9 protein-coding genes are annotated in these 12,773 nt (G+C 35.9%); 4 read left to right on the plus strand and 5 right to left on the minus strand.

Annotated elements, in window-relative coordinates; translation table 11 throughout:
- Nucleotides 1–21: 21 nt before the first annotated feature.
- Nucleotides 22–675: a type A-4 chloramphenicol O-acetyltransferase gene (gene catA4 / locus PMI_RS03580; RefSeq protein WP_004244601.1), complete on the minus strand. Its 654-nt coding sequence runs from the start codon at nt 673–675 to the stop codon at nt 22–24.
- A gap of 405 nt (nt 676–1,080) precedes the next feature.
- Here catA4 and aphA point away from each other — a divergent pair, with 405 nt between their 5' ends.
- The 4 genes from aphA to PMI_RS03600 all read left to right on the plus strand — a co-directional run bounded on the left by aphA (nt 1,081) and on the right by PMI_RS03600 (nt 5,445).
- Nucleotides 1,081–1,794, plus strand: a complete 714-nt coding sequence (gene aphA / locus PMI_RS03585) for an acid phosphatase AphA (protein WP_004247637.1) — start codon at nt 1,081–1,083, stop codon at nt 1,792–1,794.
- Nucleotides 1,795–2,143: 349 nt separating this feature from the next.
- The gene (gene ldtD / locus PMI_RS03590; protein WP_012367716.1) at nt 2,144–3,859 is read left to right on the plus strand and encodes a L,D-transpeptidase; all 1,716 of its coding nucleotides are present in this window, start codon (nt 2,144–2,146) and stop codon (nt 3,857–3,859) included.
- Between the two features lie 337 nt (nt 3,860–4,196).
- Nucleotides 4,197–4,745, plus strand: a complete 549-nt coding sequence (mepK, locus tag PMI_RS03595; RefSeq protein ID WP_004244605.1) for a peptidoglycan L,D-endopeptidase MepK — start codon at nt 4,197–4,199, stop codon at nt 4,743–4,745.
- A 49-nt stretch (nt 4,746–4,794) separates the two neighbouring features.
- On the plus strand, nt 4,795–5,445 hold the full coding sequence (locus PMI_RS03600) for an MBL fold metallo-hydrolase (RefSeq protein ID WP_012367717.1): 651 nt from the start codon (nt 4,795–4,797) through the stop codon (nt 5,443–5,445).
- A 92-nt stretch (nt 5,446–5,537) separates the two neighbouring features.
- Here the strand turns inward: PMI_RS03600 and PMI_RS03605 are convergent, their stop codons facing one another.
- From PMI_RS03605 to tssM, 4 genes are all read right to left on the minus strand, one after another.
- Complete coding sequence (locus tag PMI_RS03605; RefSeq protein ID WP_004244607.1) at nt 5,538–6,011, minus strand: Hcp family type VI secretion system effector; 474 nt, start codon at nt 6,009–6,011, stop codon at nt 5,538–5,540.
- A 90-nt stretch (nt 6,012–6,101) separates the two neighbouring features.
- The gene (locus PMI_RS03610; RefSeq protein WP_012367718.1) at nt 6,102–7,838 is read right to left on the minus strand and encodes a type VI secretion system baseplate subunit TssF; all 1,737 of its coding nucleotides are present in this window, start codon (nt 7,836–7,838) and stop codon (nt 6,102–6,104) included.
- On the minus strand, nt 7,831–9,174 hold the full coding sequence (locus PMI_RS03615; protein ID WP_232504903.1) for a VasL domain-containing protein: 1,344 nt from the start codon (nt 9,172–9,174) through the stop codon (nt 7,831–7,833). The genes PMI_RS03610 and PMI_RS03615 overlap by 8 nt, the downstream gene beginning before the upstream one ends.
- Before the next feature lie 49 nt (nt 9,175–9,223).
- The gene (gene tssM / locus PMI_RS03620; protein WP_004244610.1) at nt 9,224–12,772 is read right to left on the minus strand and encodes a type VI secretion system membrane subunit TssM; all 3,549 of its coding nucleotides are present in this window, start codon (nt 12,770–12,772) and stop codon (nt 9,224–9,226) included.
- Nucleotide 12,773 lies beyond the last annotated feature (1 nt).

The raw sequence follows: 12,773 nt of genomic DNA on the forward strand, positions 1-12,773 counted from the left end.
ATGTGCTTTAAGTCCCATTGATTATTTACATCCCTCATCGCAGTATTGCTGTATTTCATTGAGTAATCTGCCTACATGGAAGCCATCACATACGGCATGATGCACTTGAATTGCTAGTGGCATCAGAACTTTATCTCCTTGCGTATAATATTTACCTATTGTAAATACAGGGGCAAAGAAATTGTTTATATTCGCCACATTCAAGTTAAAACTGGTGAAACTTACCCAAGGATTTGCTGACACAAAAAACATATTTTCGATAAATTCTTTTGGAAAATAGGCTAGATCGTCACCGTATTGTGCTATATCTTCTGAATAAGTTTTCAAAAAATGATTGATATCTTTGTGGTAGTAACTCCATAAAGATGAAAATGTTTCGGTCTGTTCATGAAAGATAGTATACCCAGGGTTAACACTATCCCATATCACCAATTCCCCGTCTTTCATTGCCATGCGGAATTCTGCATGTTTATTTACCAATAGGCTAATGATGTATATAAATGTCGGATAGAATTTGTACCCATTTTGCTTTACGGTTTTTAATAATGAAGTAATATCCAGTTGAACGGTCTGGCTAAAGGTGCATTGAGCAAAAGACTGAAATGCTTCAAAGTGTTCTTTTCGTCCCCATTGGGATAGATCAACAACAGTATATCCCACGCGCTTTGTGTCCATATTAGCTTTCCTATTTTCTAATCCAAATTTAAATTAATTGTATATTACTTATAAATTATTAAAACAATTTCGAACCTCTATCTGTAGATAAACCCATAACCTATGATAGGTAATAGGTTTTTCTTGGCTAATTTTAAAATGTTTATTTTTTACCAAAAAATGTTTCAAAAATAACAGAGTCATTGATGTGTTCATTTGGGAACGACTTAGATAATAACGGCGCTATCTGCTTTCGTAGATAGTGCTTTCTTTTTTCAAAGTGTTAGATAGATCAAAAAATGAAAGTAAACTAACAAAAGAGTACCAGCCTAAATAAAATAACGTGCGCTATATCTCATTTAAATGTAATTATGATGTTTATTATTATCACCTTCTGTGATTAATATAAAAATTAAAGGAAAGAGAATGCGTAAAGTTACACTTACTCTTAGTGCAATTGCGTTGGCGTTAAGTTTAAATGGCGCAGCAATGGCAAAAGTTCATATGCCAGAAGTTGTTAGCCCAGGGGTTACTGTTACTGAACTTGCACATCAGCAACCAATTAAATGGGTTTCTGTTGCAGAAATTGAAAAAAGCTTAGAAGGCCAAGCACCAATGGCGGTAGGTTTTGATATTGATGACACTGTTCTGTTCTCAAGCCCAGGCTTTTATCGTGGTAAACTGGAATATTCTCCAAACGATTTCAGTTATCTGAAAAACCCAGAATTCTGGGAAAAAATGAACAACGAATGGGATAAATTCAGTATGCCTAAACAAGTCGGTATCGATCTTGTTCAGATGCACTTAAAACGTGGTGATACTGTTTATTTCATTACCGGTCGTACACAGACTAAAACAGAGACTGTGACTAAATATGTTCAAGAAGGTTTAAATATTCCTGCAGACAAAATGCAACCTGTTATTTTTGCCGGTGACCAACCTGGCGCAAATAACAAAGTAAGCTGGATGCGCGATCACAAACTGAAAATTTACTACGGTGATGCAGATGCTGATATCGCAGCAGCTGATGAGCTAAATATCCGTGGGATCCGTATCTTACGTGCTGCTAACTCTTCTTACCAGCCGTTACCTAAAGCGGGACAATTTGGTGAAGAAGTGGTTATCAATTCAGAGTACTAATCTGTCTCTGTGCTGTTGACCTTTATTTGTTAGGCGTAGGAAACTACGCCTTTTTTATTTTGGGTTTCTTTATAAAACAAAATAGAACCATATGATAGATTAAATCTATATACTTTATACTTTCTATTTGAATATTTATTGTGCACGGCATTGTGAGTATTTAGTATTTATACTCTTATTTAATATAAAAAGTGTATTAAACATCTTTTTATGATGATTTAAGTGCCTATTGTTGAAAAGATTTTATAAAACTTTACAAATATTAGTTTATTCCTATAAAACTCTTTGTCTAACTCATCTAATATTTTACGATAGCAAAATAATAACAAGGGATGAGGCACTGAGGACTATGGCGCAACAAGCAATTAAAAGAGCAATAACGTATTCGGTCGTAATAGGTACACTTCTCTCAGGGCATAATGTTATTGCCTCAGAAAGTGAAACACCACCGCTATTCACATCAGAAACACCTGCATTAGTACCCGCATTCACAGAAGATGTGGCAACACAAGATACATTAAATTCACCATCAGTGAGTAAGCAGGAAGTTAGTACTAAACTACAATCTTGGTTACCAAGCGAATATAAACCACTTTACTTTAAGCAACTCGTGGATGTTTATCAAAGCAATGATTTAGCACTGATTTGGCAAGATGAACAAATTACACAACAACTAGAGCAGCAATTGGCAGAGGTTGCCTTAACTGGAATTCAACCACAATTTGGACGTTGGTTAACGCTATTAGAAACAGCACAATTAACGCCAGAAGCACGAGATATTATTTTATCTGACGCTTTTTTAGGTTATATCAGCTTTGTTGAACAGATTAATCAATCAGGAACAACACTGTTATATCGCGCTGCGATACAAGCATTACCGGCACCAACTGTGCAAGCTGTCGAGCATTTCCAACTCAATCTACAACAAAATACCTTAGGGCGCTTTGTCGTCTCCTTTGCACCCTCACACCCTTACTATCCATTAATGAAAGAGGAAGTGCGCAAACAGCTTCATCAAGAGGTTATTTGGCCCGTCATGGAAGGGAAAAATTCATTAAAGCCAAACCAATCGGCAGAAGAAGTTATTGCATTAAGACAAATATTGCGTAACTTAAATTTACTGCCTCAATTGGCTGAAAGTGAGCAAGAAGTAGCAACAACGATTTATGATGCGCCTTTAATTGCTGCTGTAAAATCGTTTCAAGCGGCCCATGGATTAGAAACTGACGGTATTATTGGTAGACAGACGCGTAATTGGTTAAATATGACACCAATACAGCGTGCTGGAATTATGGCATTAAATATACAGCGGTTACGTTTAACCCCACCTATTGGTGACACTGGAATTTGGGTTAATATTCCTGATTACTCCCTCTATTTTTATGCTAATAATCAACTGATTTTAGATTCAAAAGTGATTGTTGGTCGACCAGATAGAAAAACCCCCATTATGAGTAGTGCGCTTAATAATGTTGTGGTTAATCCGCCTTGGAATGTACCTACGAGTATGACGCGTAAAGATATAGTTCCAAAAGGAAAGGCTGATCCTAGTTATTTTAGCCGTAAAGGTTATACGATTTATTCAGGGTGGGGGAATGACGCCTATCCAATTAATCCTTACGATATAGATTGGGAAAACATCTCTGCGGCTAATTTTCCATATCGCATTTGGCAAGCCCCTGGGCCAACTAACTCCCTAGGTCGATATAAATTTAATATGCCAAACTCTGAAGCAATTTATCTGCATGACACACCAAACCACAATTTATTTACTAAAAATATGCGAGCAATTAGTTCAGGTTGTATTCGTGTGAATAAAGCGGCGCAATTAGCGACGATATTATTAGGTGATGCAGGATGGAAACAAGATAGAATTGATGCAGCCTTAAAACGAGGTTCAACACAATATGCACCAATTCCAGAACGTATCCCTGTCTATTTATATTATCAAACAGCTTGGGTAGCAGAAGAAAATGCCCCTCAATATCGAGCAGATATTTATAATTATGACCAAAGCATTAATAATGCAACCTCTTTTTTAGAGAATATTAAGAAATATTTGTAATAGAACAGATGGCTAACAACAATAAAGAGTAAGTATTATGCTTGCTCTTTATTTTTTATAAAAATCAGTAAGATAAAATAATTTTATTCAGTTTTATTAATAAATTTTAAAAAATAGCTATTATTTTTAATCTATTTTTAGAAATAACATTAATATTAATATTAATAAAATGTTAATTGCTAACACGGCTATTATTAATAATAAAACATAAACTTTTATAAAATAATATCAATGATATGTTTACAAATCTATACAAACAATAAGCAACAATTCAAGAAAAATATTGTCATAATAAAGGTCTGTTCTTCCTTCTATCATTATTTTGAGTGTAGCTATCATGGATATTGTTGATTCACATCGTCGTAAGTGGTTAGGCCTTGGTATGGCTGCTGTTGGTTTAGGTTTACTTCCCTCACATGCATTTGCATCATTAGCAACTCCCCGACCGAAAATTCTTCGCTTTAATAATTTAAATACTGGTGAAACTATTAAAGCCGAGTTTTTTGATGGTAAACGTTATAATAAACAAGAGCTTGCTAGACTAAATCATCTTTTTAGAGATCACCGTCAAAATAAAGTTAAAACTATCGATCCAGCCTTATTTGATCAAATCTATCTGTTACAGGTGATGTTAAACAACAATAAAGCCGTTGAACTTATTTCGGGTTATCGTTCACTCGCGACTAATAATCATCTACGTCAACACACCAGCGGTGTTGCGAAAAAAAGCTATCATACCCGTGGTCAAGCAATGGATTTCCGTTTAGTAGGTACTGATTTATCTAAAGTACGCCAAGTAGCACTAAGAATGAAAGCGGGAGGAGTGGGTTATTATCCACGAAGTAATTTTGTTCATATCGATACAGGACCCGTGCGCTCATGGTAATCTATGTAATAAATAAATAGATATAGATTAAGAAAGCGCGGAGTAAGCTATGATGTATCACATTATACCTGTGACAAATTATATGCAAAATTGCACCGTTATCTGGTGTGATGATACCAAAGAAGCGGCCATTGTTGATCCCGGTGGTGATGTCGAAACATTAATTGCAGAAATTGAACAACGTCAATTAAAGTTGACTAAAGTGCTATTAACTCATGGTCACTTTGATCACGTAGCAGGAACGGCTCAAATTGTTGAGCATTTTCATGTGCCTGTTTATGGGCCACATAAAGATGATAACTTCCTTATTGAAGATTTAGAACAACAGTGTCGTATGTTTAACTTCCCCAGTGGAAAATCTTTTACGCCTGATCAATGGTTAAATGAAGGGGATACTGTCACTATTGGTAAAACCATTACTTTGTCGGTTTTACATTGTCCGGGCCATACACCTGGCCATATTATTTTTGTTAATCACCAAAATAAACTTATCTCGATGGGAGATGTATTATTTCGTGAAAGTATTGGTCGTACTGATTTCCCTCGTGGTAATCATGCCGATCTGATTGCCTCTATCAAAAATAAAGTATTACCACTAGGTGATGATTATCTATTTATCCCCGGCCATGGCCCTATGTCTAATTTAGGTCATGAGCGTCAATATAATCCTTTCTTACAAGATGAAATGCCCATTTGGTAATTTAAAATAAAGCAAACTCTTTAAGCCCTTTATATTAAAGGGCTTTTTTATAGATAAAAAATTAAAAATGATATCGCTCATCGTCGGTAAAATTAAATATTTTTGCTGATACTATAACCTGATGTTCCTGCACAAATATGGTTCCAAGAGATACTTTCATATCGAATAGTAATATCTTCATAAGGCTGGGCATCTGCATGCGTCAGTGAATTAGGGTAATGTGCTGATATATTGGTAATGCTGGCTTTTGTTAGCTTAATGGTATAAAACTTTTCTTGATTGCCGTTTGAACTTGTTCTATAGAATTCTAGCTCGCACTCTAATAATTCATTATTTGTTATTGCAACCCCAAGTAAGGGTGAAGATTTATCTATAGGTTTTGAAATTACCACAGGAGAATGATTTAAATTTTGTGCTCGAGTTAAATCATAATCAAATGAATACACAAATATCTGATCTTCATGTCCGTGCTGATATTTATTGCCTATAGATCCTAAAGTAGAGCACCCTTTGGATATATCACCTTGAGATTTCCCTATTATCTTTAAATATATTGAATTAGCCATTATTTATAACTCCTTTTTGATATTTCTTCATATGATATTATCAACTTTATAAACACTTTTATTATGTGCCATAGTTAATACTACTAATTATTAAATCATTGATTTATAGCCCCTTAGTGGTGAGGGAGATAAATACCAAGTGGTGTTTTTCTGATCGTTGAGTGTAACTGACATTTCCAATAACATATTTTCAGATAAACAGAACGGGAAAAAATGGTAAAGATGTGTAGTAAAGACAAAAGCTTCACCTCTATTTTCATATTGTGTTTCGTCAATGAATAGCGATAAAGATAAACAACGATAGGGTTTACCTTTTAAAATATAGTCATATAAATGTGTTTTTAGTTCAACGAGTCCATTTAATAATCGCTCACATTTTCGAGTGATCTGCCTATCAGTATCTCGGTAAAGAATATAATCAGAAATCATATGTTTAATAGTATCTAATGACATTAACATTGAACCATTAGCACTGTAATGAGATAACAATTTCCAAAAATGGTGATTATTTACAATAGGTGGATAACAAGATGATAATAATGTGATATTTCCTGTTTTTACTGCATCAGGCATTTTTTCGCTGTGTTTATTTAATAGACCTAACTCATTTCTTTTATATTGTTCAAAGCCAATATAAACACATGCAAAATGTAAACTAGGCGGTGTGACCATAGGATCACCTTTATTATCAAAGAAATTCAAATAATAAAGTGTATGCCCAGTAATATTTTTCTCCATTGTTAATGAATAGAAAATGGCTTTATGAAATTGGGGCATTAAACGAGAGGCGGCGGTTAATTCTGTCGTAGGATAAAAATGACAGTATATGCCACGCGCTAGCTCATGAGGCTCTAGTGATAACTCAATTTTATCAAGATCGGCCAAATAGTGATGGGTTGGAATAGGGAGTAAATAACTTGATTTATTCTTTTTAAAATCAATTAAAAGTGTATGTTTTGCTTCACTATCAATCGCTGGAGCACAGTTTAAAAAAAAGCTCTGATTACACTCTTCTTGAGTTAAAGGAAGTTGCTGACTGAAATAGATATTCACAACAAACCGCTGCTGTTGTTTCCAATCTAATTGAGTCACTATTTGTGGTATATCTAACTCAATAAAATGGTGAACATGGGGTAAATAAAGACCTTCTAATAAACGTTGTGGTGCAGAAAATGAGTTATTTTTCTGTGGGAAGATTTTATAGTCATTGCCAATTTTGGGTTCAAAAGCATAATTAAGAGGATCGCCTTCATAACGTTCACCGTTATGTACCACCTCAATTTTTTCAAAATATTGACTAAATGCGAGTAATAAAATGTCTGAGGTGGTTTTATTTTCCCCTAAAAAAACATTAAGTGCATTTGTTTGAGTTAATTCCACATCACCACGATATAATATTTCAAGAGAGATACAAGAGCGGTTTGGATGCTGAGTAATTTTTCTATCCAAAATGCTATAAGGCATGATGGTGAAATTATGGCAGAAACTAAATTGTGCCCCGTTGTCGCCAATCACCAAATGTTTTTCATTAATCTCCATGGGATAGGGGAGAATTTCACTTTGGTCAATTTGGATAATTGTTGTTGATGGTAGGCCTTTAATGGCTTGGGAATTTAGTCGTTGCAGTAGGGGTAATGTGATCTCAGGAAAAGCATCATCAATTTTATCTTGTAAACGAGCAGATAAAAAAGCAAAGCCTTCTAAGAGATAACTTGTTTGTGGATCTTGAGGATCAAGTACGCTCGCTAAATGTGGCGCTTTATCTGCATACTCACTGAACAGTTTTTGTAAGTACTGCTTTTCTTTAATATATTTAATTTCACTCATGATCTAATCCAAAAGATGAATATGAGCCGGGTTTTAAACCTTGTTGTTCAGCTTGTTTTTGTAAATCATAATAACGAGCTAATAACCCATTAATTTTATTATCAATATTATTAAGAGTTGCAGGAGAAATAGGTTGCCCTGTTTCAATTTGTACAGCGAGTTGTCGCAGTTTTTCTTCGATTGGCTCAACTTTATTGTGCTGTTTTTGAATATCATAAATTGCCGTTTTTAGATAAGAGAGTGTAAAACTGCCTCTATTTCGTTCTTGCTGAACTATTTTATTAGAAAGTTGTTGTAATAATGTCGCGGTTTCAGACCAGCTATCATTAATTGGCATATTCTCTAAGCGCGTTTGATAAAGATTTTGCCAATTACGTGTAAAATAAATTTGCTCTGCATCTGTAGGCCAAGCGTTTTTGGCTTTTTCTTGCATCGTATCAATTAGCCGTAAATTAGAAAGAGGAGAACGTTTTTCTAATAATGCTAAATGATACTCGTAGCTATTTAACTGTGGTTTAAACAACCATTTGGCAGCCGCACCTTCAGGTATTGAAGTAATCGCATTCATCTCTTGTTTTAAATAGAGATGTACACCAAATCCGATAGCTAAAAACAGTATGCAACTGAGCACACAGCCCCATATAAAACCTCGGGTCGCACTCATTTTTTTTGCTACTACAGTGAAAGAAGAGGCGGGTTGAGGTGTTTCAATCACAAAAGTGGGGGCTGCTTTGTCCGTTGTTTTCGACGGTTGTTGAATACAGACTAATGGCGGTACGCTAACGGGTTCGGCACTATCTTGTTGCGTCTGTTTTTCTTGCTTTTCAATTTGTTTGGCTAAGTTTTGGAAAAACCACAGTAAGTTTTCAATTTTAGGCAGTTTTTCCCAAGTTGTTTTAGCCAGTTTATCGATTATTAACTGTAACGCGCGCTCTGAACGATAGATTAATCGTAGATCTTTTGCTTGATAGGATTGTTGTCTTAATAAAGCGCTGGCTTTGGTATTAAACCAGTTTAATACCTCTGTACGTTGATTTGGCTTTTCCGGCCACAGGCTATCCCAATAAGTCACAATAACATTTGCTAATAACTCACATCCTTCAGTAAAACCGCTTAAACCATGCTGTTGTAATCTTGCAATGGTATAGTAAGCACCGCTTTGTAGGTCGATACCATGATTTTTAAATAGGGATAAGCAAAGTGACTCAATAAGTGTCCAACTTATTTCTGGTCGAGCAGGGTGGCTCAATTTATTAAATTCGGTTTTCAGGGCAATAAATTCAGGGGTATCAAGTGGAGATCCCCCAATTTTAATCACTAAACTTTCTGATTTCATCGCACTCAACATCCTTTTATTCCCCCACTATAAAGTGGGGGAAATCACATTAATAAAGCGTTTCAGGTAAACGGAATTTTGTGAATAATCCACCGAAGAAAGGATTATTAGATTCATCAACTATAACTCGATAAGTCATATCACCACCGTCGATTGTGAAGCGAATATCGAATGAGTTAGATTTGATATTGATGAGTTTTGCATTATCAACTAATCGCATTTGTGCCCATGGCCCAGAGAAACTGATTGAACGTGGCGATTTATCACCGGAAAGAGGCACTAAAGTCAGTTTACTTTCAATATTGGAACGCATTGAGTTTGGCCATACCAAGTGTGTCACATGGCTGCGACTATGAGCGTAATCAATCAATTGTCCATCAAGATTTAAGATGCTACGACGCTTATTACCACTTAATGACAGTGGCTCAATAGCATATTGTGCTTCTAAATTACCTTGGGCATTAAAGAAGGTTTCTCTAATACGATTGGCTATTTCAATTTGTGCTAATACATCAGCGCGGATCAATGATTGGCTATCACTATCGTTAACTAAGTTATTCTCAACGAATAAACGCAGATTTTGTTGATAGAAGCTATCTAATGTTCCATTTGGTTTGAAGAAACGTTCAAATTCACTTAAAGGAACATCTTGTTTAGCTGCTGGGTTAAATGGATAGCGACCGGCAATATAAGTATTGTATTGTTTGACAACATTTTCATTCCATTCTACTTCCATATAACGAATAGCTTCTTTTTGGACCACATTCCATGCTTGCACTGATAACTCATCGACCCAGCGGTTAAGCGGCTCTGGTAATGTTTTCGCCATTTGTGATAGCTCAAAAATAGCGTCGCGATTATTATCGTTTAAGCGCATCGAAACTGCTTTAAGCGCCGCTTTCCCCGGCACTGGAGAGTTTTGGATCCCCAATAGGTAACGATGTAAGTCATTTAGTTTTTGATTCAGATTCTGTAAATTTTCCCCTTGGTTACTGACTAATATCTCAGTTTGAGGAGTAAATTCGCGATCTAAGCGGGTTAATAAACGGTAAGATGGCTCAGCCATCAGTGTTTTTTGTTCATCAAGTGGTAAATTTTCATCAATAGTTGGAATAACCGTGTTATCACGTAGAACTTGTAATGCTCGGCGTAATGGTTGTTCACCACTAATAATTTGCTCAAGAGCGGTAATTTCATCTTGTATTGAATCAAATTGACGAATTTCTAAATTGCTCATGGCATTACGCCATTGAGCCGTATAGTCACTAAGATATTGTTCACTGATTTGACGCTGAATTTCTTTACGATCACTTTCACTATATTGTGTGTTGGTGGTTAGATTAAGAACCCAAGCATCAAGTAATGTTAGCTCGACCAATTTATCATTTTGGCGGATAAAATAGTTTAATAACCCTGAGCGCGTTAAGAATTGTGGAATTTCTAATTTATCATCATCAATAGCCGTAAAGACCGTATTAAAACTTGGGCCAATTTGATGTTGTAAATTTAAAGGCGCTGAAAGCTCTTGATTAGCCTTTAAGCGTAAGGCTTGATATACACGCTGATAAAGTGACAATACACTTAACTCTGCTTGTGCATTTTTTATAGGTCCAGCAAAAGGCATAAAGGCTTTAGTGGCTGAAACAAATCCTTTTTCACGCTCTTGTTTCCAATCTGTGTGCTCAAGGGCATAGCGCAAATGGGCTTTTAGTTGCAGTTGTTTTTCACGTTGACCAGTGAACAGTTGGCTCCAATAATCGGCCATAAAATCTTCTACCATGCCATTATTACGGCCACTTTTATCTTCTAACATGCGCATAATACGCAATATCTCTAACTTATCTTCACTTCCTTTGTCGGCACTGTTAAGTTCATTTAACAACCCAGACATAACCGCAGGTAAAAAACGATCGGTGAGTAGTTGTAAATAGACTTGTTCAACTTGTGGGCCAACTTTTTGACCTTGGTAAAGACCCATATCAGAAAAGAGCACATTTTTATCACGATGATTACCATAAGCTAAGGTTGCTTCACGTAATGGATTGAGCACCGGTAATTGTAGGCTACCATCAGTATCTTTCTGAGCATTGTTCTCAATAGCACGGAATGCTTTTACCTCATTAAGAACGTTTTCTCCAGCACGATAGTTTTTGTCGTAATAGTGGCTCCAACCATTCCAAATTGCGATTAAGCCGACAAAGCTAACAGCAGTGGTGACTAATAGGCGAGTCCGATGTTTTTTAACCCAATAATGGTTTTCTGCTGCAATATTAGGCTCACTAAATAGCACTTGACTAAATAATTGGGTAGTAAAATAAGGGTGGCTATCATTAATTGGCCATGTAGTAAGAGGTGCTGTCGGTAAATGATATTGTTCGGACGCTGTTTGGCTAAACACATCATCGATTTGACCGATTTGCAATGCAGAAGTTAAATAAACCCCTCTTAAACAGATATTATGTTGCTCATTATTGATGAGCAATGCATCAATTAATGTGCATACAGAATGTTGTAACCCTTCAATTTGGCGCACGAAACTAAATAGATCACTACGCTGGTTACCTTCTGCTCTTTGTAGCATCATTTCTGGTAATGCGCTGTTCATTTGGCCTACCCATTGTGACCAAAAATGATTTAATTCCTTTTTCCAATTACTTTTTGCTTTCTGGTTGAAAGAAACACCTAGTACTTCATTACGTTGTTGAACATCTAATGATTGATACATTGAGTCAAAACCACGTAATAGATCTAGCTTGGTTAAGACGATATATAAAGGCAAGCGACTATTAAATGTCATGCGTATTTCTTCAATACGCATTTGTAAATCAGCAAGTAGCTGACTATTTTGCTCCTTACTATTGGTTAATAACGATAGGGTATCGACAGTTAAGACGATGCCATTCATTGGTTGTCTTGGGCGATTAGTTTTGATCCAATTGAGTAAATCGCCCCACAAACGGTGATAAAGTTGAGGTTTATCAGCCTGATTTGCCGGCTGGGTTAATAGATCACCATTAGGGACAAAAAGTACAGCATTGTCGGTTAATAGACATTGAATATTTAATGCAATATTTTGTTCGTTAACAATATTGTCGCTAGGCGCAATATCTAATGGGTTTACCGTATTTTTTAATAAGCTATGCTTTCCACTTTGGTTAGCACCTAAAACAAAATACCAAGGGCGTAAATAAACCGCTTTAGTATGACCATTTAAGTGGCGAATAAATTGTGATTTCCAATAGTTTAAATAACGTTTTTGAAAATCAAGATCTTGTCTTACCGGATCAACTACAGCCAATTCGACATCAAGTTTTAATGCTTCCAATTTTTTAACTCGACGCCATGTTGCTAGACCAATCCAACTCACAACAAGCAATACAATAACGACGGTTGCTAACCAACGTGTGGTGACCTCGCTAAACGGTATGGAATCTTGATAACGAAATGTTGGCCCCCACCACCAGATCCAAATAATGAGCAAAGCGGGAAGTAATGCCAATAAAAATAGCAAAAAGGAGGCAATTTTAGATTTATCAGCAAAAAAGAGTTTTTTTACCGAACTCGTAATGTTTGAAATGGAGAAAACCGGTAATTTCATT

Source organism: Proteus mirabilis HI4320 (genome assembly GCF_000069965.1).
GTDB classification, from domain to species: domain Bacteria; phylum Pseudomonadota; class Gammaproteobacteria; order Enterobacterales; family Enterobacteriaceae; genus Proteus; species Proteus mirabilis.